The sequence below is a fragment of the Agrobacterium tumefaciens genome (assembly GCA_025559845.1).
Lineage (GTDB): Bacteria > Pseudomonadota > Alphaproteobacteria > Rhizobiales > Rhizobiaceae > Agrobacterium.
Window position 1 is genome coordinate 1,319,914 of record CP048469.1, and the last position, 19,776, is coordinate 1,339,689.

Genomic DNA, 19,776 nt, shown 5'->3' on the forward strand with positions numbered 1-19,776 from the left:
ACCAGAACTGCACCATCGCGATTACGAAAATAAATATCTAAGCGATTTCAACGGTTTATTTTTCGCCCGTCTAGTCCATCATAGACACAACCGCGAAGATCGGAGATCCGGATTGTACGGCGTCTTTGTAGAAATTCAATGTGTTATGACCGTTTGTTAGTGTATCGCTTTATCAGCGTTGCTGTCTCGATGCATCATTTTCAATATCAGACGACAATGCCGTGTTTACCCGACAGAACTGTTTTGCCGACGAGAAACACGCACGAAAACAATGGATGGCTGCGCCCTACATACAGCGCTGCTGTTTCGAAAAAAAGGCTGGGGCATCGTTTTTAGACAGGCCGGGTCTTTCGACTGATGCGGGGCTTTGTCATACGTTCGGCAAACCCGTATATCGAACAACGAAAAAGGCCAGCGCGTTTCTGCACCAGCCTTCTCTTGCTTCTGTTCGCCGCCATTACATCCGTGGTCGACTTTGGAAGCCGCGGCGCATTGCGCTGCTATGACGTCTTTAACGTCTGGGCGATCATTCGGTTCCAGGGTGCGCAATTACTTTCTGTAGGCAAGACCGCCCCAGACGCGGCCTTCGTCTCTGTGACGACCGCCGTGCACCGCCCCGATGTAGGCAGCGGCGGCGGATACGAGAGCCGAAGCAGCCAGAAGGAAAGCGGTCAGGATACCGGCGACCCGTGCTTTTTCAGCGGCGTCGACGGCTTTTGTCTTGGCGTCCTGCAGAGCTTTTTCCGCCTCCGCCTTCAGATCATCGATCCGCTTCTGGGCCTCGTCGACCTTTTGCTGTGCCTGCGTTCTGACTGCCTGAACACGCTCAACTGTCTGGCTTACGCGCGTCTGAGCATCCGTCGGGCTGATACCAGTCCGCGCTGCAATCTGGTTTGCGAGCCACGCGCGATCGGCATCGGAAATCTCTCCGGTTGCCAGCAGGTTGCTGAGAATACCGCTCACCTGACGCTGAAAATCTCCAGCGCCCTGATCCCCGCCAATCGCCGGTGTATCGGTGCGCAACAGAGTGTCCGTCAGATAGTCGATCGGGTTCGACTTCAATCCCTGAGGAAGAGCTTGTTCGATACTGGGAGCCGCAGCCTGTCCTGCACCCTGCGCAATGCCTCCAACAGCGTTGCCTGCACCGGATACGACACCGCCGGCCAGCTGCCCAACGCCCTGCGCTGCGCCGCCCACGGCAGAACCTGTTGCCTCAACGGCAGTCTGAGCCACGCTGCCGACCGCCTTTGCGCCGCCAGACACCACGCTGACGGCCAGTAACGCCGATACGACAGTGCCAAGACCCCAGACGACCAGTCCGTTGATGCCATCACGCGTCGTAAGTTCGTTCCGGTCGGCCGAGCCAGCCGGACGTCTCATGCGACCGGTAATGTAGCCGCCCAACATGTAGGAGCCGACCATTGAGATAACGACGAACAGTCCGGTGATGATCAGCCATGTCATGCTGATCTCACCACCATCGTCCGCCGAAATCGAGCTCAGGCCCAATCCACCGGCAAAAGCCGTGAGAATGGCAACCGCTCCGGACGCGATGACTGTGCCCGCGAAGATGGCTGGCCAATCGACATAGCTACGGTTCGGATTGGTTTCGATTGAGGTTGAATCTACCATCAGCGTAGCCCCAGCAGAGAGAGAATAAACAGCACAACGACGACCAGTCCAACCAAGTAAATGATTGAATTCATGAGACCCTCCTACGGTAATCTTGTTTTCAAGACGCAGCCGATCAAATCGATGCGTTAGAGCTTCCTGCGCTTGAGGTTTTGTCCGGTCGAGTGACCGTGTTGAAAACACCTTTCGGCATCAAACGTTCCGGAAAAAGAAACCGCCAGTCATCAATGACCGGCGGCCTGTATTCTTGGCGATCTTACCAGCCCTGACGGCCGTACCAGTCATCGATGTCTTTCTTGGCCTGGTCTTTCTCGTAGCCGTAGCGCTCCTGGATCTTGCCTTCGAGCTGCTCACGCTTACCGTTGATCACGTCAAGATCGTCGTCAGTGAGCTTACCCCACTGCTCCTTGATCTTGCCCTTCACCTGCTTCCAGTTACCTTCGACGCGGTTCCAATCCATTGAAATGTCTCCTCTTTATGTTGTGACCGGTAAACGCGGCAGGTGCGGGTTGGTTCCCTGAAAAGGGACTTTGTGCTGTGGCGCACAGTTCCTGCTGACAGACGTTGGATTTATACGAGGGCCACACCCCGAACCATTCCACCCCCACCGCGTTAAACGCGCATGGACGCTGAACACGCCGTTTTCGGATCGCTGCCCGATGGTTTTCATGCGCTGGTTGTTGGTGCGACTGGCGGGATCGGTGGTGCTTTTTGTGATCTCTTGGAGCGGCAGCCTCGTTTGGGGTCGCTGGTGCGGGTGTCGAGAAGCGGCAGCGGGTTTGACCTGTTGAATGAGGACAGCATTGCCGAACAGGCGGCGTCTCTTTCACAGCGGAAATTTCACCTGATGATCTGTGCGACTGGCGTGCTGACCACGGATGGGCGGGCGCCGGAGAAGGCGTTGCGGCAGCTTGACCCTGAAACAATGGCCATGCAGTTCCGCGTCAATGCCATCGGCCCTGCCCTCGTGATGAAGCATTTTCTGCCGCTTCTGGATCGCCAGCAGCGTTCGATCGCGGCATTTCTGTCTGCCCGTGTGGGCTCGATCGGCGATAACAGGCTGGGCGGCTGGTATGCCTACCGGGCGTCCAAGGCAGCCTTGAACCAGTTTGTTCGCACGGCATCGATTGAGCTTGTCCGCACGCATCCACAGGCGGTGCTGGTATCAGTGCATCCGGGCACCGTGCGCACATCCCTGTCAGGGCCCTATTCCGCCGGCCACAACACCGTCAGCGCGGCGGAAGCGGCCGTGTCGATGTCAGGCGCGCTGGAAGCGCTGACACCTGAGAAAACAGGCTCTTTCATTGCTTATGACGGCAAGGATATTCCGTGGTGATGCTCTCGCCGCTGTCCGCACAGCGGCGAAGACGGATACTCCCTCGGCCGATGACCAGAGCCTAGGGCACTGGCACCCAGATTGCCGAGATGTCGTCACCATAGGCTCTTGCCCTGCCATCCAGAATAGCGGCGCCAACCCAGGCGCAGATCACCGCATCGAGCATGTCCTCGAAGGCCTTCATTTCGTATCCGCGCGCGTCCGGGGCGGGCAATGGCAGAGCAGCCAGCACACCCTGCACGCGGCTCTCCAGCAGGGTTATGATCTGCCCCCAGATTTCAATGAGTTTCTGCCGCCGCACCGTCGGCGGTTCGCCCGGCCAGTATTTTGCGACCTTGGAAGCCTTGTAAGGCAATCGCCTCTCGGCAGCCGCAAGTTCGATCAAGGCCGGATGCGGATAGACTTCGACGATGGCGCGGCCTTCGACGGCGCTTGTCGCCAGCGGGTAACCCAGCGCGGCAAAGCCCGCACGCAGCGCATCGCTGATCTTGCCGGGGCGGGTGGCGCTGGGCGTGTGCGTGCTGGCATGCCTGGCGCCATAAGCTGTTGAAATCATGTTGTCGGATGGTCTGCGCGTGATGATGGGCTGCAGGGAAAGCGGCATGTCGATGGCCACCAGATCGACGGGGCAACCCGCCCTCGCCTCCGCCACGGCCATAAGCACCGCAGCATCCGGCACCGAGCCGCGATGGCGCGCAATGGGCTGAGATCCGACCTCCCGCAGCAGGCCTTCATAGGACGCGGCGACCTCGATCAGCCGCCAGCCGGAACCGTCATCGCTAACCAGCGCCACGCCACTCGGTTGCTGTTCCGTCCACGCCGCATCGATGCCCAGCACGGCCCTCTTTTGCACTGCCTTCATCGGCCCGTTTCATCCGGCATCACTTCCGTCAGCCTGAGGCTGATACCGCTCTTGACCACCACGTTGAGCGTGCGGATCAGGTCGGCAGCCTCCAGCAGCGCATCGCGCCGTGCCGCCTCTTCCTGACGGTCAGATCCGGCCGCCACCTCGGCCAGACGGATAATCGCATCCTGACGGGTGCCGCTTTCGGGAATGCCCGCCTGACGTCGCAGATCACGGATCGCAACAATCGAGCGGAACAACAGGTCGTCGATGATCTCCGTGGAGGCGCGGTTGATGCCGTTTGCATTGCGCAGCAGGTCAGCGACGATCTCACCAGGGTCATGTTTCAAGCTTAAAAGACCTCGCTATCCAGTCATTGCCTAAGACGACGTGAACGAAGCTAAGCGAGGAGAAGAGTCGCGGCAACCACGCACGTGGAAGATGCGGATGTTTTTGCAACCGGTCTGCGGCTGCCCCTGGGGGTCAGGTCTCGGCCAGCCGATGCACCGTTCTCATCGGCGTTTCTCTGGAAGGTCTCAAAGAGGTTTACGGCCTCAGAAAGAAAACGCTACTGGTTGTGGAACTCGCTTGAACGATCGCCGAGGTTGGTGGAATCGTCAGGGAAACCCTTTGAACGTGGAGTGCCCTAGGCAATGCGAATAGAACAGGCGGCCGGTCGTCCGACGCAAAGAGTTTTTGAAGTCTTTGGCTGGAGCGGCTTTCCCTATGCGTTGTTCTACCAAACAGATTTCGCTCTGCGTTTCAATCTGGGAGACAATATATCGGAAGTCCCCGCCTGTTTCCTTCAGGCAATGGATCGGTCCAGAGCTATTTTGAGTGCGTTGTTCCGTGGATCGACACACCTTACTGCCGTCATAGACTATCTCGATCGTGACCGGCGGACATCGCGTGCTGGCAGAAGTTTTTCAGCTTTGTCTGCGATGGGTTTCAAAGGCAAGTTTGGTCCGGCAGAGCGGACAGAGTTAGACGATGAGGACTGCGATTACCGGCGCAGATATTGGCACGAGGCGGAATTTCCCAACGATCCGGATCAGATCAACGCTCTCCTTTGGGCCAGCATCACCCAGGAATTATCGATGGAGCCCAGAATCCACCAGTCCCTGCGTATTTATATCGTCGATTTTCAGCGAGGGATTGCCGCAACAGCCTATGACGACAGGGGTATGGATATTGTCGCCTTGAATCAGGCCACGCTGCAGCCCCTCTACGATCAGTTCGGAGCATGGCTGCTGGACTATGATCGGTCAGCAATGGACCGGGTTTTCGTAGCGGGATGACAGCGTCATGAGTTATCGGCGGGCCTGAAGCTTCGCCGCGCGTGTACCGGAGAAAAGACCGCGTTCACCAAGCCAGACTTCAGGAGCGAAAGTCGAGCTACTCCATTTCTTCCTGCCCTGATCACCGGGATCGCAGGTCTTGTCAGTGGACATTGCGATGATGGATTGCGAAGTTCTAAAAGTAAGGAATCAGCCTTGCTTCTGGCATAGTTTTCCAGCTCGATTTTCGGTTCTGCACTTCTTCAACCAAGTCCGTCCAGGCCACAGGCCTCCATCCCATAAAACCGGTTTCGCAGAATTGACAGCCTCCCTACCAGAAGGTAGGTTGTGCGCATGAACAATGTCGGTTCCACTTACGATCACATCCTCGCCTGCGCGCAGAAACTCATCGTTTCCGGCGGGTACAATGGTTTCAGCTACGCGGATATTGCCGATATCGTCGGTATCCGCAAAGCCAGCATTCACCACCATTTCCCCAGCAAGGTCGATCTGGTTCAAACACTTGTCAGCCGTTATCGCATTGCTGCCGAAACCGGCTTTGCAGGGATCGAGCAGAATGTGCCCCACCCGCTGGACCAGTTGCGCACCTATACCGACCACTGGGCAAAATGCATCGATGATGGCAGCCGGCCCTTTTGCGTCTGTGCCCTGCTGGCCAGCGAGCTCCCTCTCCTGCCGCCGGAAGTTGCCGTTGAGGTCAAAGCCTATTTCCAGCTTCTTTCTGGCTGGCTGACCCGAACATTCGAGCGCGCCGCAAGCCAGGGTGTCATCCACATTTCACGCCTGCCAGCGGTCGAGGCGGAATTGTTCATGGCCACCGTTCACGGTGCCATGCTTTCAGCCCGTGCCTATGGCGACGCGACCAAATTCTCGGTCGTCACCTCCGCCGCATTCGAAGACCTGAGGCCGAAACACCAGGGATAAGCGTGAGACATCCGTAGACAGGCGAAAGCTTATGCCGCGCGCCAATATTCGCGCACTCTCAACCTACCAACTAGAAGGTTGATTGTCTCTTTGGCGCCTGCTGATCGGTATCTTTCCGCGCGGAGAAAACAGAGAGAACCGGGGAGATCCCCTCCTCAAGACCCGAAATCAGATCGAAAGGAACTGACATGTTTGGAATAACACCACTCGGCTGGCTGCATACGCTGGGAAGCCTCCCGGCCATCCCTGCCGCGGCATACATGATTTTCCGGTTTGGGCGGATCAAGCCAGACAGTCTGGCCGGCCGCATCTATTTCATCTGTATGCTGATCGGCAGCCTGACCATTTTCCTCGTTGCGAAGGCGCCCGTCAGCCCGGCCATCGCGCTTGTTACATTGCTGTGTCTCATCGGCGGCTACACGGTTCACAGGCTGACCTTCCTCGGCCGCCTTCAAAAGTACGTGGAAACGCTGCTTCTGAGTCTCACTGTCTTTCTGCTGATGGTGCCTTCCGTCTCGGAGACGCTGAGACGCGTTCCCGACGGTCACCCGATCGCCGCCAGCCCCGATGCAATCATCCTGAAAATCGCCCTCGCCACCGTCGCCGCAACCTTTCTCTTCGGCCTTGCCGCACAGTTCATCTATCTCGCCCGCTACGCAGGCAAACCGCGCTGAAAAAGCCGTATGGGCAGGTGGCTGCCACATCCTCAAGCCACCTGCCCTGTTTTGGGCTTGCCCCCGTTGAACAGTCAGCGCTAGGCCGACAGTTCTCTTCGGATGATTTCCGCCCCGGCGCCCAGGGCATTCAGTTTGCCTCTTGCAATCTGACGAGACAGCGGAGCCATGCCGCAATTGGTGCAGGGGTAAAGCTTGTCTGCGTCGACGAACTGCAGGGCTTTTCGCAGCGTATCGGCGACCTCTTCAGGGGTCTCGATTGTGTTGCTTGCCACGTCGATGGCCCCGACCATGACTTTTTTGCCGCGAAGGAGTTCGATCAGATCGATCGGAACGTGCGAGTTGTGGCACTCCAGCGAGATCAGATCGACACCGGATTTCTGCAGCTTGGGGAAGGATTCCTCATATTGCCGCCACTCCGACCCCAAGGTCTTTTTCCAATCCGTATTGGCCTTGATGCCGTAGCCATAGCAGATGTGGACGGCGGTTTCGCATTTGAGCCCTTCAATTGCCCTTTCGAGAGTGGCAACACCCCAATCGTTCACTTCGTCAAAGAAGACATTGAATGCGGGCTCGTCGAACTGGATGATATCGACACCGGCGGCTTCCAGTTCCCTCGCCTCCTCATTGAGGATCGTGGCGAATTCCCAGGCCAGCTTTTCGCGGCTTTTGTAATGCGCATCATAGAGCGTATCGATCATCGTCATGGGGCCAGGCAAAGCCCATTTGATGGGTTGCGTGGTCTGCTGGCGCAGAAATTTGGCGTCTTCCACAAAGACTGGTTTTGGGCGAGACACCGCGCCAACGACCGTCGGAACGCTGGCATCGTAGCGATTGCGAATCCGGACCGTCTCGCGTTTTTCGAAATCGACGCCGCTGAGGTGTTCGACAAACGTCGTCACAAAGTGCTGGCGCGTCTGCTCGCCGTCGCTGACGATATCGATCCCCGCCTTCAACTGATCGTCGAGGGACAGACGCAGGGCATCCTGCTTGCCCTCGATGAGTTCATCATCCTGCAGTTTCCAGGGCGACCAGAGTTTCTCGGGTTGTGCCAGCCAGGAGGGTTTGGGCAGGCTGCCGGCGGTTGACGTGGGCAACAGTCTTTTCATGTTATGCGACCTTATGTTCATGGGTTCGTCAGCGGGCGTGATTGGCCGACCATTGCTCGAGAATGGCCCTGTAGGGTTTGATGAAATGCTCCTCGGCAAAGCGTCCCTGTTCGACAGCCAGCCGGCTGCGTTCCTCGCGATCGTAGACAATTCGCGTCAGGGAATAGTCCTGGTTCTTCAGGCTGGGCTGATAACAGGCCCCGGCGGCTGAGTTGGCGTTATAGATTTCGGGCCGATAGATCTTCTGGAACGTCTCCATCGTGCTGATGGTGCTGATGAGTTCAAGATTGGTGTAATCGGCCAGCAGGTCGCCGACGAAATATAGGGCGAAAGGCGCGACGCTGTTCGGCGGCATGAAAAATCGAACCTGCAATCCCATTTTCTGGAAATAGAGGTCTGTCGAAGACAGTTCATCCTGCTGGTATTCGATACCCAGTACCGGATGCTGATTTCCGGTCCGACGATAGGTTTTGCTGCTCGACGCACTCAGGCATATCACAGGCGGCTTCGGAAAATGCTGCCTGTAGGCATCAGAATTCAGGAAACTCTTGAAAAGCTTGCCGTGCAGATCACCGAAATTGTCTGGCGTACTGAACTCGGACCGCCCCCTGTTGTGCTCAGGCAGCACCACGCTGAAGTCGTAATCCCGGACATAGGAGGAGAAATTGTTTCCGACGATACCCTCGATACGGTCGCCGGTTTTTTGATCGTTGATCGTCGTCTTCAAAATCTCGATCATCGGGAATGCGTCGCCATGGTTTTCAGTGCCGACATTCATCTCGACGGATATGATATCGAGCTCGATAGAATATCGATCACCTCTGGGGTTATCCCAGTGCGCCAGGTCGTTGAAACGGTTGTCGATCATCCTCAAGGCGTTGCGAAGATTGTCCCGCCGGTTCTCGCCCCTTGCCAGATTGGCAAAGTTGGTGGTGATACGGGTGCTTTCAGACGGGCAATAATCCTCGTCAAAGGCAAGACGCTTGATCGTGAAGGTGAGATCTTTGGTCATGGCGTTATGGTGTCCTCATCCCGGGACAGAACCTGAATGAAGTGCTCTATCGGTTCTCTCGGTCAGCAGATTTCATGCTCTCCGTTGTTGAGAGCCATGCCTGACTTATGCCTGAGCCGCTGATCTGGAAAAATTGGTATTATCTCATCGAAGCATGAGCCAGCTTCATGAGTGGATGCGAGGTCACGGTGGCAGATGCCTTGACCATTTTGGCGACATGCGACATTGGTTCGTCATCGTGGTTCTGCGGATGCAAATCCGGAGCTAAGAGGGAATTCGGTGAGGGTTTTGCCTGAAACCGAAGCTGCCCCCGCAACTGTAAGCGGCGAGCGAAAGTCCATCGAAGTCACTGAGGCCTGCCTCGGGAAGACGGACCGAAGCAACGACCCGCAAGCCAGGAGACCTGCCGCGATAGATAACGTCCACGGGCGGGGTGTCCCGGAGTGCCGCTTTCGCGATGGGCATTCTGCTGCCTTCGTCTTTGCGTCATGCCACTGCCCGGCCGCAACCTGATGGCAAGGCCGATGACTGAGACACCGACAACAGGAAAGCGTGCGCAGCACGGCTCCACAACCCGCCTCATCGATATTGTCTTTCCCGGAGACACCAACCATCACGGCACCCTTTTCGGGGGAACCGGTCTTGCTCTCATGGATCGCGTTGCCTTCATCGCGGCCACGAGGTTCGGTCGGGCACCCTTCGTCACCGCATCCTGCGAGCGTATTGATTTCAGGCAGCCGGCCCGCATAGGGCACGTCATCGAATTCAGCGCCAAACCCGTCAAGGCCGGTCGCCGCTCCCTGACGGTCGAGGTGGAAATGGTGGCGGAAACCATTGTCGGCCGGGAGCGAAACACCTGCACACGCGGGGTCTTCCATATGGTGGCTGTGCCGGAGGGCGAGCACGCCGCGCATTACGCCTTGCCTGCCCTGCTCCCGGAGGAACCGCCAGAGACGAGCGACGTGGTTGCCATGGTCGAGATCGTCTTTCCGGATCAGGCAAACAGCGTCGGCCGGATGTTCGGGGGCGATGCAATCGCCTACATGACCAAGGCCGCTTTCGTCGCAGCGTCACGCTACTGCGGCCAGATGGTGGTGCTGGCGTCATCCGAGCGCATCGACTTCACGCGAGCAATCGAGATCGGTGAAATCGTCGAGGCAGAGGCACGGGTCGAACGCGTGGGCAAGAGTTCGATGTCCATCCAGACAAAACTCTGGTCCGAAAACCTGATGACGGGCGAGAGGCACATTACCGCGACCGGACACTTCACCATGGTCGCGGTCGACAGGGAACACCGGCCAGTTCCTGTCCGCGACGACGCTCCTGCGGTGAGCGCGCTCTTTGACAAGGGGTGGGAATAATCATGCTCGACAGGCAACATCTTTCGATCCTGCGTGAAGTCGACCGCCTGGGCAGCCTGACGGCTGCGGCGGAAAGGCTGAACGTCTCGCAGTCTGCGCTCAGCCACACGATCCGCAAACTTGAGGAGCGCTACGGTGTGGCGATGTGGGAGAAATACGGTCGAAACCTGCGTCTCACCGAGGCCGGTCGCTACATCGTCCGGCTGGCGCAGCGTGTTCTTCCGCAGATCGAAAGGGCTGAGAATGTGCTGTCGGATTATCGGCATGGCCAGCGAGGCTCACTGAAGATCGGCATGGAATGCCATCCCTGCCATCAGTGGCTAATGGGGGTGACCAAGCCCTATCTCATGGACTGGCCGGACGTCGATCTGGAACTCACGACATCCTTCGCCTTCGGCGGGGTCGCAGCTCTGACGGGGTACGAGATCGACATCCTGATCACACCGGACCCGATCGAGGCACCCGGTATCCAGTATCTGTCGGTGTTCGATTACGAACTGGTGCTCGCCGTTCCGGCCGGTCACCCGTTGGCGCAGAAACCTCACGCCGAAGCTGTCGACCTGCTGGATGAGACGCTGTTTACCTATCCGGTACCGCCTGAGCGGCTGGATGTCTTCACGCAGTTCCTCGTGCCCGCCAACGCCCGCCCGCGCCACCACCGCAATGTCGAGACAACGGAAATGATGCTTCAGCTCGTCGCAGCAGGTCGAGGCGTCAGCGCCATCCCGAACTGGCTCGTGCGTCGCGAAGCCGCAACACTCGGTGTCCATCCCGTCCGCATCGGCCAACCCGGCATCCGCAAAAGCATCCATCTCGGTTTCAGGGACGGTGACGACACTGTCGATTTCATCGCAGGGTTTCTCGCAACATCACGCCAGACATCAGCCTGACGCGTTGGAGGCATGAGTGACCGCCTGCGGCCGAATGTGGTTAGGGCGGCATCGCGCCAAAAGCGGTCATGCCCATGCCAGAAATTGTGGGTAGGATGGATCAATTCCAATATGGGCTGGATACGTCAGTTTGATCGGAACACGATAAGGCTAGCCCCAATTGCAAGAAGAAGAGCGCCCACCATTGCACCTTCGTAGCCCCGGATATTTCCGGTTCTGAAAATGTCGATTGCCAACCCGAAGGCCAGTTGGGTGCCGACAAGCGTCGCTATCGTCGCCGCGGCCCCGAGACGTTGGTACCCAAATATGCTGGCGAACACGAAGAACGATCCGAGAAGTCCCGGCAGCACATTCCAGACCTTGAAGGAGCTCAACGCCTCCTGAACCCCGGTCATGCCTGATCGTGCAATCAATAGCCCAAGAAGCGCAAATAGACCGACTGCGGAGTTCAGCACCAATGGGATGAGGATTGTCGAAGAACTTTCGGAGATGCGGGCCATCAACATGTTTTGCGCCACGAGTGCGGCACCTGCGGCCGCCAACAGTACGAATACGGTGGAAGGCATTTTTCCTCACCGCCTGTTCGGTGAACCGTTCGGATCGAGGGTTAACTGCATGAAGGCGAGATCGAGCCACCTGTCGAACTTGGTTCCGACCTGCCTGAGGTGGCCGACATGCTCGAAGCCGAGCTTTTCATGGAGGCGAACGGAACCGAGGTTCTCCGCTTCAATCCCGGCGACCATGACATGCTTGCCGATGCTGCGCGCCCGCTCGATGAGGGCGGTCATGAGCATCTTGCCCGTGCCCTTGCCACGCTGATCTACCCTGACATAAACGGAATGCTCGACAGTGTGTCGGTATCCGTCGAAGGCTCGCCAATCTCCGAAGGAAGCATAGCCTACAACCTGACCATTATCGTCGACGGCGACGAGGACCGGATAGCCGAGCTTCGTGCGATCGGCCACCCAGTTCTTCCTGTTGGTGAAATCAACTTCGGTATCGTTCCAGATTGCAGTCGTGTTGACGACCGCGTGATTGTAGATGTCGGTGATGGCGGGAATGTCGGCCTCTACGGCGTCGCGGATATCCATGGTCACTTCCATTTTTGTTAATATAATGGACTATTGTCTACTATATTAAACAATGGAGATCAAGCCGATTTTGCTCGATTAGGAGACTGTCAGGGCTGCAACCGCGTAGACGCAATCGTGACCGCTCTCGTTCTTGAACAGGCAGTCCGTTGGCGGCCCAAGCTCAAGGCAATCGCCTTCCTTCATCTCATGTCGGGTTTGGCCTTCAATGAACACGAGCTCGCCCGAAAGCACCCAGACGAGCTGGCGCAGGAAGGCATATGCCGAGGCCGGCATGGGCACGTCCTTGCCAGCGGGTAGTGTGACATTAACGAGGTCCAGTGGCATGTCCGAACGCGGAGAAACGTGGCGTCGAAGATATCCCGTCTCCGGATCGGTCCAAGTCGGCTGATCCGCCTTCCTGAGGAGGCGACCCTGCTGTATCTCGGCGCGCGCCATCAAGGTGGACATGCTCAGTCCGAATGCCCCTGAAAGCTTCCCCAGCATATTGGCGGTGGGACTGCTTTCGCCCCGCTCGACTTTGTAGACCATGGCGCGGGAGACCGACGCCTTTTCCGCAAGGTCGCTCAACGACCATCCCCGGCTTTCGCGCTCGGTTCGAATGCGGGCACCGATGCGTTGATCCATATTATCTTCTTTGCTCATCGTGCTACAATAGTAGACCCGTGTTTGGTCTTCAAGGGGCGTCGCCCAACGACGACGCCCCTGCAGGATCAAATGGACTGCTTGAGCAGCTTGACGAAGGTTTCCGACGAGATGACGGGAGCGAAGAAGTTGTTGATGCGCTCCATCGCCGCCTTCTCCTGTTCGGGCTTCTGGCAACCACAAGCGTCGCCGATGACGATGGGAAGGTATCCGTTATCACGGGCGAGACGCGCATTGCCTTCGATGCACCAATCGAGATGGATGCCCGTGAGCACGATCACCTCGACCTTCTTACGCGACAATTCGAGCGGTAGCTGAGTTCCGATGAACGCTGTCTGGAGGGCGCGCTCGTTGAACTCGTTGTCGCCCGGTTGAACCAGGGCCTTGAGTTCTCCCACGAGTTCGTTGTCGCGTGCCTGCTCTTCCTTTGTCCACTTGAGTCCCTTTGTCCATGAACTGAACTGCACGCGGTCGAAGTCGTTCACCGGGTAATCCTGGCGGAAGACCTCGTAGCCGATCCAATTGAAGGATACGAAATTCTTTGCCTTGCGGGCGGCTTCGACCACTTTGACCGTTGCCGGAAGGCTGCCGCGTTCGCGATGTCCCTCAGCGGCCTGCACGCCGCCCGGATCGTAGCAGGACTTGTTCTGGCTTACCGAGCAATATGCGGCCGGCCGCGACAGGATTTCGGCGAGATCGAGTTCTTTCCACTGAGGAGCAAGTTCGGGAATGGCGTGGATGCCGCCTACATTTGCGGCAGTCTGGTTGGCTTTTGCTCTGGACGCGCCAGCGACGGCTGCGGCGAGGCCCAGTGATCCGAGCATTGCGGCTCGACGAGTTGCGATGACATTTTCCATGTTTTCCTCACGTTAACGAGTGTTTCGCCCGCGGAGCATTCCGAGGTACGTGAGGATAGATGCAATCGATGTGCCAATTTAATAACACAACGTATTACTATAGTAATATGGATTCGCCTCCAACCAATTCTCACAACACTATTTCGTTTATCACGAGCAACATTTGAGTGCACACCATGACTGCAATGGGTCGAAAGGAGACACCGGCCAGGTCAGATTGGGCAAGAAGGTGGATTGCGCTTAAGCGACCAGGGTTTCCGGGGCCTGTCGTCATGTGGCTTCGCCCAGATGTGCCCTCATCCAGCGGGCTTCCTCGGTGGCACTGCGCCCGAAATACTGGCGAAAATCGCGGCTGAAATGGGCGGCGCTCGTATAGCCGACTTCGGCTGCAACCGTGGCCACGGGTCCATGGTTGCGGGCGATCATCAGGCGCGCTTCGTGCAGCCGCATCGCCTTGAGATAGCGAACCGGCGATGTGCCTGTCAGGGCCTTGAAGTGGGCGTGATAGGACGGAACACTCATTCCGGCCTCGGTGGCCAGAGCCGGCACGGAAAGTTCCGAGGAGAACGAGGCGCGAATGCGCGCGAGACTTTCAACGATCCGGCCGGTGGTCCCCCGCTGACGCAGGGCCGCCCGTAGAGCATTTCCCTGCGGGCCGACGAGCACCAGATAGTGCAGTTCCCGCTTCAAGCAGGGCCCGAGGATTGCACTTTCCTGCGGATCGGCGAGCACCCGAAGGGTCCTGCTCAGAAGCTCCCGCATCCTCGGAGTTATCGGGCTTGAAACAAGGCTGCGCGCCTGTTCCTGCACGGGGGTTCCCCGCTCTTCCAGCATCACGGCAATCTCTGCGGCGAGAGGCAGGTCGAATTCGACATAAAGTGCCAGCAAGGGCCGTTCAGGGCTGGCTTGCGACGCCATCCGGAACGGAACTGGCACCGACACGCCGAGGTAATGATCGGCATCGTAGCGATAGACCTGCCCATCCAGAAAACCCTGTTTCGCGCCTTGCAGCACAAAGACCGCACCGGGCCGATACAGCACTGGCACGTCCTCCAGAATGGCTTCGGAGCGCAGGATGCGCATGCCTGCCAGCGCGGTGGGATTGTAGCCGGGGCGCGACGCGAGCTTAGACGCCTGCGCCGTGAGATCGTCAACATCAATAGGATTGAGCAATTCTATCATAGGATCTGCACTATTTTGCCTCGAACGCCCAGACTATCTGTCAATTCATCGAAAAGCAAAAGTGAGGGCTCTTTCATGAATGCCAGGACTTTCTTCATCACTGGCGCCAATTCGGGGTTCGGGTTCGCCGTCGCCCGGGCAGCGCTTGAGGCCGGACATGAGGTGATCGGCACGGTTCGCTCGGAGGCGGCGCGCTCCGCTCTCAGCGAGCGTCTTCCCCGATCCCGCGTTGTGTTGTGCGACGTTACCGATTTCGACCGCATCGAGGCAACCGTCCAGCAGGCCGAGGAGGATTTCGGCCCGGTCGACGTCCTGATCAACAATGCCGGTTACGGGCACGAGGGAGTGCTGGAAGAATCCCCGCTGTCCGAGATGCAACGCCAGTTCGACGTCAACGTGTTCGGCGCGGTCGCTGTGGCCAAGGCTTTCCTGCCGCGGTTCCGTAAGCGGCGCTCGGGGTTCGTCGTCAACGTCACCTCCATGGGTGGTTTAATCACCATGCCGGGTATTGCCTATTACTGCGGCAGCAAGTTTGCGTTGCAGGGCATATCTGAGGTGATGCGTGCCGAGATGGCGCCATTCGGGGTGCACGTAACAGCGCTCTGCCCCGGCTCCTTCCGCACCGACTGGGCCGGACGCTCCATGGTCCGCACAGAGCGCTCCATCGCGGAGTATGACGCGCTGTTTGATCCGATCCGCGAGGCGCGACAGAACAAACACGGCGCGCAACTCGGCGATCCGGACAAACTTGCCGATGCGGTCCTGACCCTTGTCGCCTCCGAAAATCCCCCACCGCAACTGCTTCTCGGTAGCGATGCCCTTGGTCTGGTCCGCAAGCGGCTTCAGGCGATGCTGCAGGAGATAGACGACTGGGAGCCGCTCACCCGTTCGACAGACGGTTGACGGAACGGAGCGCCAGACCGCGCCATATCGCGGCCCGAGGCTGCGACCGCTTCGGGCCGAAAGCCAGCCAGAAAAAAAGCCGGCTACGTATCAATCCTCACACATTGCGGCGGCATGGAAATTGTCTAGTTTCGCTGAATTGCACACAGGAAGGGCAACGGGCGGTGATGGTTGAGCGCGATCAGGATGAGGCATTACTGACACCACACGATGATGGGGCAGCCAGGCATTTGTCTGGCATGGAATTGCCTGACGTCGTGCTGGAGGCAACGGATGGTACGGCCGTCAATCTTCGCGGACCGGGCTTGTCGGTGGTCTATGCCTACCCTCGGACGAGCCCGCCCGGAGGCAAGGCGATTGATGGATGGGATGCCATTCCCGGTGCGAGAGGCTGCACACCGCAATCCTGCGCCTTCCGGGACCATTTCGCCGAACTGAAGGCCGTGGGAGCAACGCATCTGTTTGGCCTCTCAACGCAGACCACGGACTATCAACGAGAAGCGGCCGAACGGCTTCACCTGCCCTTTCCCCTGCTCTCCGACCATTCGCTTCGTCTGGCATCAGCCCTTCGTCTGCCAACGTTTCAGGCTGGCGGCATGACATTGCTGAAAAGGCTGACGATGATTATCGAGACAGGGGTGATCAGGCACGTCTTCTACCCCGTTCATCCGCCAGAAAACAACGCGGATGCCGTGATTGCCTGGTTGAAAGCCAATAGAAATTCATGAACCGATCGATGCCAGCGTTGCCAGCCCCGGCTTTCAGTGTCCTTGGAATTATGCCGGCCGATGGCATGTTTTTAAGGGGCGGACGCAAGGAACGGGTCCAGCTTTTCCGGGCTCGTATCAACGCGAGCGCCGACACGACTGTCGCGTAACATCCATCAAAAAAGACCCTTCGAGATGTGGTTCGCGAAGGGTCTGATTCATGTCTGGAGATTCTCGTTAGATGGCGGCTTATCACGCCGCCTTGCTGCGCGCCCGATCGTGGGTCGCGTTGAGCTGTCGGGCGACGATATCGTGATTGAGCCATTGCACCGGTCCGGAAGGTGCGCTGGACGATCTGAAAATCAACTGCCCGGTTGCTTCCACCACGAATGTGCTCAGGTGATCACTGATCAGTGACTTGCCATCGCGGTGCATCTGCGTGATCTCGTGTGACGTGCCGATGGTGAGATCGGCCTGAGCCTGGCTGTTCGGCATCGGCCATGCCGAGAAATTGTAGAACGGGATCATCACATCGCTGGCCTGCATGGTTCTGATCTTGTCCATAACGTCGTCGAGGGTGACGTTGTCGGCCAGCAGAGCCTGGCATGCCTGCCATTGTTCCCGCGCCCATTCCGCACCGCCTTCTTTTTTCAAAGCCAGCAGAAGCGGGATCAAAGGCAGTTCGATACCCGTGAACACGTCGGAAGAGTTCGTCCGGATTTCCGGGCAATTATAGACCGATGCCTTGATTCCAGCCGCCCATGCCCGCTCGGCTATACCCTCGAGCCGCATCTTTGCGTAGCCCTGCGTATAGTTGGTGTAGGTCTGCCAGCGATATTCGCCATCGATGAGGATTTCGCTGCCGTGATAGCCATAGGCCGTGTAGCGGACCTGGCAACCAGACGCTTCGACACGCTCACGAATGGCAGAGCTGAATTCGATCAGATGGCCGAACGTATCTGCCGACACCGCGTCGAAATTCTTCAGGATCAGCTTGCCCAGATCACTCTCGATGAGAGCCTGAGACGACATGTGCCTTGCCCCGGTGCCCTTGTAGATACGGTTTGCGAGAACCAGGAACACCTTTGCTTTCGGTATGCCGCCCGCCATCGTGTGCGCAAAAAACACGTTCTGACCCTTGCCGATCATCCCGTCGAGTTCGGCCATCACCTGCGTCAGCGCGTCCGTGAAACGCTTGGCGGAAATGTTCTGACATTGCTCGATGTAGCTCCAGTCGAGCTTGTCGTCTTCCCAGCTTGTAAGCGACATGTCCGCCAGAAGATCGGTTGGCGTCTGTCCGCCTTCCGGGGCATCGAGATCAAAACCTGCCATGAGCGGGATATTGATGATCTTGCCGCCCAGCCGCTCTTCGGCCGCTGCCAGCTCTTCCGCGTCAAGCGGACGCAGAGTGTTATCTTCGTTGCGACGGCCGACCGTGATGCCGACGATCTTCATTCCCGCCTTGCGCGCTTCATCGAGCAGTCCCGTGGCGTAACCACGTCCGAAAAGTTCGCCAAAAAGGACGAAGATATCACCGCTCTTGAAAACAGTGTTTTCGGGAAGCTGCTGCTGAGAGGACGAGTTTTTCATTTTTCAAACATTCTTCATTCAAGACTTCGAGCGTCGGCTAACCGACTTCTGGATCATGTGATGCCTAAATTCGCGCGTCTTGGGAATTCATATTGGGTTACAGAGCATCGCATAACGTGAGCGCCACCCCAATTGTTCCCCGCCCCGCCGCCCGATTGCAGGCGATCCGCGCAATGTTTTCGTGAAAATAGCACTCTGTTTGCGGCGCCTGAAAACCACGTCGAAAAGGCCGTCTGAGCGGGAGATGCCACATCTTCACCTCGGTTCGAGACATGTGCACGCTCGATTCGCACAAGGCATTGACACGGAGATATCCTCTCGCCCGAGGCTTACGTTTACGATGCGGAAATGCTTAATACCGGGAATGACAGAACCCACAGTCGAACAAACCGAACAACTTGCCATCGCTTTTGAGCGCTTCACCCGCCGGTTCAAGGTGGCCGAGGCGGCCGCCGCGATGCAGAACGGGCTTAATGCGCTCGACATTCAGGTCCTTCTGTTCATCAACGAATGTCCCGAATGCAGCCTGGGAGACGTCGCGCGCCACATTCAGGTCGCGCTGACGACAATGTCGTCCTCGGCCGACCGGCTGGTGCGCCGGGACATGATCGAGCGGAACAGGCCAGAGGCCGACCGTCGATCGGTCGCTCTCACACTCACACCAAATGGGAAAGACGCTGTTGCGGGTTACATGGACGGTTACAGAGCCTCCTGCCGGGCAATGCTGGAGGCGCTCGATGATACTGATCGGATCGCGTTTCTTCGTCTGACGGACAAAATCGCAAAATACGATAATTGAATAATACGAGATTCGTAGTATATCGCTGACACCGAAACTGTCAGGGATATGAAATGAGCAAGGCACCGTCTTCCGCACTCGTCACAGGCGCAAACAAGGGCATCGGCTTCGCTATTGCCCGGCAGCTTGGCACGAATGGCCTGCTGGTCTGGCTTGGATGCAGGGATTTGTCGCGCGCAGATGCAGCGGCGCATCAATTGCAGAGCGAGGGCATTGAAGCGCGTGCAGTCCAGCTCGATGTGACGGATGAGGCAAGCGTTGCCGCCGCCGTTCAAACCATCGACGGCGAGACGGGCAGTCTCGATGTTCTGGTCAATAACGCCGGGCTCATGTTCGGACCACCGCTTTCCCTAGCGGAGGAATCGATCGATGAGATCAGGCGGATGTTCGAGACCAACGTGTTTGGCGCATTACGCGTCACTCAGGCCTTCCTTCCATTGCTGCGCAGATCAGAGGCGGCGCGAATCGTCATGATGAGCAGCGGCCTCAGTTCGCTCGCAGATTCTCTCGATATGCGAAGCGAGACATGGAATGTGGGGTTCGGCGGTTACTGCGCATCGAAGACGGCGCTCAACATGCTGACCGTGAAGCTGGCAAAAGAACTCGATCGCGAAGGGATCAAGGTGAATGCGGTAGATCCGGGCCTGACATCCACTGACATGACGGGGAACGGCGCCGGGCACCCGCCTGAAATTGGCGCGCGCCCGGCCGTCGCACTGGCAATGGCTCACGCGTTCGGACCATCGGCCGGCTTTTACAGTTGTTCGCCACAGGGCGAACTGGTTCAGAAAAACTGGTGACATGCGGGTCGATGCCGGGGAGCGAGACAAATCCGTTCCGCCTCCCGGTTTTCTGAATGCCCTGCCCTGTATTGAAAACGGAATATGACATCTCTGGTGGCTGTAATGTCTGGTTCGGGCCT

The 19,776-nt window shown here is 57.9% G+C and carries 22 protein-coding genes and 1 riboswitch; of the genes, 10 read left to right on the forward strand and 12 right to left on the reverse strand.

Annotated elements, in window-relative coordinates:
- Positions 1-549: 549 nt before the first annotated feature.
- On the reverse strand, positions 550-1,632 hold the full coding sequence (locus tag FY156_06575; protein UXS01178.1) for an ATP synthase F0 subunit B: 1,083 nt from the start codon (positions 1,630-1,632) through the stop codon (positions 550-552).
- 256 nt (positions 1,633-1,888) lie between these two features.
- Positions 1,889-2,092, reverse strand: a complete 204-nt coding sequence (locus FY156_06580) for a CsbD family protein (protein UXS01179.1) — start codon at positions 2,090-2,092, stop codon at positions 1,889-1,891.
- A gap of 162 nt (positions 2,093-2,254) precedes the next feature.
- On the opposite strand from FY156_06580, the gene FY156_06585 reads away from it, so the two are divergent.
- Positions 2,255-2,968, forward strand: coding sequence for an SDR family NAD(P)-dependent oxidoreductase (locus FY156_06585; GenBank protein ID UXS01180.1), 714 nt, complete (start codon positions 2,255-2,257; stop codon positions 2,966-2,968).
- Between the two features lie 61 nt (positions 2,969-3,029).
- On the opposite strand, the gene FY156_06590 is transcribed toward FY156_06585, so the two are convergent.
- Positions 3,030-3,830 (reverse strand): DUF429 domain-containing protein, encoded by an 801-nt coding sequence (locus FY156_06590; GenBank protein UXS01181.1) that lies wholly within the window; start codon positions 3,828-3,830, stop codon positions 3,030-3,032.
- Positions 3,827-4,162 carry a hypothetical protein gene (locus FY156_06595; protein ID UXS01182.1) on the reverse strand — a complete coding sequence of 112 codons (336 nt, stop codon included), beginning with the start codon at positions 4,160-4,162 and terminating at the stop codon, positions 3,827-3,829. The genes FY156_06590 and FY156_06595 overlap by 4 nt, the downstream gene beginning before the upstream one ends.
- A 303-nt stretch (positions 4,163-4,465) precedes the next feature.
- Between FY156_06595 and FY156_06600 the strand changes: the two genes are divergently transcribed.
- The 3 genes from FY156_06600 to FY156_06610 all read left to right on the forward strand — a co-directional run bounded on the left by FY156_06600 (position 4,466) and on the right by FY156_06610 (position 6,708).
- Positions 4,466-5,110 carry a DUF3885 domain-containing protein gene (locus FY156_06600; protein UXS01183.1) on the forward strand — a complete coding sequence of 215 codons (645 nt, stop codon included), beginning with the start codon at positions 4,466-4,468 and terminating at the stop codon, positions 5,108-5,110.
- A 333-nt stretch (positions 5,111-5,443) separates the two neighbouring features.
- A complete protein-coding gene (locus FY156_06605; protein ID UXS01184.1) occupies positions 5,444-6,034 on the forward strand; it encodes a TetR/AcrR family transcriptional regulator in 591 nt (196 codons plus the stop codon).
- A 188-nt stretch (positions 6,035-6,222) separates the two neighbouring features.
- On the forward strand, positions 6,223-6,708 hold the full coding sequence (locus tag FY156_06610) for a hypothetical protein (protein UXS01185.1): 486 nt from the start codon (positions 6,223-6,225) through the stop codon (positions 6,706-6,708).
- Between the two features lie 80 nt (positions 6,709-6,788).
- Here the strand turns inward: FY156_06610 and FY156_06615 are convergent, their stop codons facing one another.
- Positions 6,789-7,817, reverse strand: coding sequence for a methionine synthase (locus FY156_06615; protein ID UXS01186.1), 1,029 nt, complete (start codon positions 7,815-7,817; stop codon positions 6,789-6,791).
- A 28-nt stretch (positions 7,818-7,845) separates the two neighbouring features.
- The gene (locus FY156_06620; protein ID UXS01187.1) at positions 7,846-8,829 is read right to left on the reverse strand and encodes a DUF1852 domain-containing protein; all 984 of its coding nucleotides are present in this window, start codon (positions 8,827-8,829) and stop codon (positions 7,846-7,848) included.
- A 222-nt stretch (positions 8,830-9,051) separates the two neighbouring features.
- Positions 9,052-9,255: riboswitch (cobalamin riboswitch) on the forward strand.
- A gap of 98 nt (positions 9,256-9,353) precedes the next feature.
- On the opposite strand from FY156_06620, the gene FY156_06625 reads away from it, so the two are divergent.
- Together FY156_06625 and FY156_06630 are read left to right on the forward strand one after the other, a co-directional pair.
- Entirely contained in the window at positions 9,354-10,190 is an 837-nt protein-coding gene (locus FY156_06625) for an acyl-CoA thioesterase (protein ID UXS01188.1), read from the forward strand.
- A gap of 2 nt (positions 10,191-10,192) precedes the next feature.
- A complete protein-coding gene (locus FY156_06630) occupies positions 10,193-11,080 on the forward strand; it encodes a LysR family transcriptional regulator (GenBank protein UXS01189.1) in 888 nt (295 codons plus the stop codon).
- A gap of 125 nt (positions 11,081-11,205) precedes the next feature.
- Here FY156_06630 and FY156_06635 read toward each other — a convergent pair whose 3' ends face one another.
- The 5 genes from FY156_06635 to FY156_06655 all read right to left on the reverse strand — a co-directional run bounded on the left by FY156_06635 (position 11,206) and on the right by FY156_06655 (position 14,855).
- Positions 11,206-11,646: an EamA-like transporter family protein gene (locus FY156_06635; protein ID UXS01190.1), complete on the reverse strand. Its 441-nt coding sequence runs from the start codon at positions 11,644-11,646 to the stop codon at positions 11,206-11,208.
- A 6-nt stretch (positions 11,647-11,652) separates the two neighbouring features.
- A complete protein-coding gene (locus FY156_06640; protein ID UXS01191.1) occupies positions 11,653-12,171 on the reverse strand; it encodes an N-acetyltransferase in 519 nt (172 codons plus the stop codon).
- A 78-nt stretch (positions 12,172-12,249) separates the two neighbouring features.
- On the reverse strand, positions 12,250-12,816 hold the full coding sequence (locus FY156_06645) for a helix-turn-helix domain-containing protein (protein ID UXS01192.1): 567 nt from the start codon (positions 12,814-12,816) through the stop codon (positions 12,250-12,252).
- A 68-nt stretch (positions 12,817-12,884) separates the two neighbouring features.
- Entirely contained in the window at positions 12,885-13,640 is a 756-nt protein-coding gene (locus FY156_06650; GenBank protein UXS03046.1) for a cysteine hydrolase, read from the reverse strand.
- A 303-nt stretch (positions 13,641-13,943) separates the two neighbouring features.
- Positions 13,944-14,855: an AraC family transcriptional regulator gene (locus FY156_06655; GenBank protein ID UXS01193.1), complete on the reverse strand. Its 912-nt coding sequence runs from the start codon at positions 14,853-14,855 to the stop codon at positions 13,944-13,946.
- Positions 14,856-14,930: 75 nt separating this feature from the next.
- Between FY156_06655 and FY156_06660 the strand changes: the two genes are divergently transcribed.
- The gene (locus tag FY156_06660; protein ID UXS01194.1) at positions 14,931-15,758 is read left to right on the forward strand and encodes an oxidoreductase; all 828 of its coding nucleotides are present in this window, start codon (positions 14,931-14,933) and stop codon (positions 15,756-15,758) included.
- Positions 15,759-15,925: 167 nt separating this feature from the next.
- Positions 15,926-16,486, forward strand: coding sequence for a peroxiredoxin (locus FY156_06665; GenBank protein ID UXS01195.1), 561 nt, complete (start codon positions 15,926-15,928; stop codon positions 16,484-16,486).
- Positions 16,487-16,717: 231 nt separating this feature from the next.
- Here FY156_06665 and FY156_06670 read toward each other — a convergent pair whose 3' ends face one another.
- Positions 16,718-18,055, reverse strand: coding sequence for a hypothetical protein (locus FY156_06670; protein UXS01196.1), 1,338 nt, complete (start codon positions 18,053-18,055; stop codon positions 16,718-16,720).
- Between the two features lie 364 nt (positions 18,056-18,419).
- On the opposite strand from FY156_06670, the gene FY156_06675 reads away from it, so the two are divergent.
- Positions 18,420-18,854 (forward strand): winged helix-turn-helix transcriptional regulator, encoded by a 435-nt coding sequence (locus FY156_06675; GenBank protein UXS01197.1) that lies wholly within the window; start codon positions 18,420-18,422, stop codon positions 18,852-18,854.
- Between the two features lie 53 nt (positions 18,855-18,907).
- A complete protein-coding gene (locus FY156_06680) occupies positions 18,908-19,654 on the forward strand; it encodes an SDR family oxidoreductase (protein ID UXS01198.1) in 747 nt (248 codons plus the stop codon).
- Positions 19,655-19,776: the final 122 nt, after the last annotated feature.

Bases quoted from the DNA above. Each gene is read 5' to 3' on its own strand.
- FY156_06600 (UXS01183.1), top strand. From the start codon at position 4,466: ATGCGAATAGAACAGGCGGCCGGTCGTCCGACGCAAAGAGTTTTTGAA.
- FY156_06590 (UXS01181.1), bottom strand. From the start codon at position 3,830: ATGAAGGCAGTGCAAAAGAGGGCCGTGCTGGGCATCGATGCGGCGTGG.
- FY156_06680 (UXS01198.1), top strand. From the start codon at position 18,908: ATGAGCAAGGCACCGTCTTCCGCACTCGTCACAGGCGCAAACAAGGGC.
- FY156_06670 (UXS01196.1), bottom strand. From the start codon at position 18,055: ATGAAAAACTCGTCCTCTCAGCAGCAGCTTCCCGAAAACACTGTTTTC.
- FY156_06630 (UXS01189.1), top strand. From the start codon at position 10,193: ATGCTCGACAGGCAACATCTTTCGATCCTGCGTGAAGTCGACCGCCTG.
- FY156_06640 (UXS01191.1), bottom strand. From the start codon at position 12,171: ATGGATATCCGCGACGCCGTAGAGGCCGACATTCCCGCCATCACCGAC.
- FY156_06610 (UXS01185.1), top strand. From the start codon at position 6,223: ATGTTTGGAATAACACCACTCGGCTGGCTGCATACGCTGGGAAGCCTC.
- FY156_06675 (UXS01197.1), top strand. From the start codon at position 18,420: ATGACAGAACCCACAGTCGAACAAACCGAACAACTTGCCATCGCTTTT.
- FY156_06655 (UXS01193.1), bottom strand. From the start codon at position 14,855: ATGATAGAATTGCTCAATCCTATTGATGTTGACGATCTCACGGCGCAG.
- FY156_06615 (UXS01186.1), bottom strand. From the start codon at position 7,817: ATGAAAAGACTGTTGCCCACGTCAACCGCCGGCAGCCTGCCCAAACCC.
- FY156_06635 (UXS01190.1), bottom strand. From the start codon at position 11,646: ATGCCTTCCACCGTATTCGTACTGTTGGCGGCCGCAGGTGCCGCACTC.
- FY156_06625 (UXS01188.1), top strand. From the start codon at position 9,354: ATGACTGAGACACCGACAACAGGAAAGCGTGCGCAGCACGGCTCCACA.
- FY156_06575 (UXS01178.1), bottom strand. From the start codon at position 1,632: ATGGTAGATTCAACCTCAATCGAAACCAATCCGAACCGTAGCTATGTC.
- FY156_06660 (UXS01194.1), top strand. From the start codon at position 14,931: ATGAATGCCAGGACTTTCTTCATCACTGGCGCCAATTCGGGGTTCGGG.
- FY156_06605 (UXS01184.1), top strand. From the start codon at position 5,444: ATGAACAATGTCGGTTCCACTTACGATCACATCCTCGCCTGCGCGCAG.
- FY156_06665 (UXS01195.1), top strand. From the start codon at position 15,926: ATGGTTGAGCGCGATCAGGATGAGGCATTACTGACACCACACGATGAT.
- FY156_06580 (UXS01179.1), bottom strand. From the start codon at position 2,092: ATGGATTGGAACCGCGTCGAAGGTAACTGGAAGCAGGTGAAGGGCAAG.
- FY156_06645 (UXS01192.1), bottom strand. From the start codon at position 12,816: ATGAGCAAAGAAGATAATATGGATCAACGCATCGGTGCCCGCATTCGA.
- FY156_06650 (UXS03046.1), bottom strand. From the start codon at position 13,640: ATGCTCGGATCACTGGGCCTCGCCGCAGCCGTCGCTGGCGCGTCCAGA.
- FY156_06620 (UXS01187.1), bottom strand. From the start codon at position 8,829: ATGACCAAAGATCTCACCTTCACGATCAAGCGTCTTGCCTTTGACGAG.
- FY156_06585 (UXS01180.1), top strand. From the start codon at position 2,255: ATGGACGCTGAACACGCCGTTTTCGGATCGCTGCCCGATGGTTTTCAT.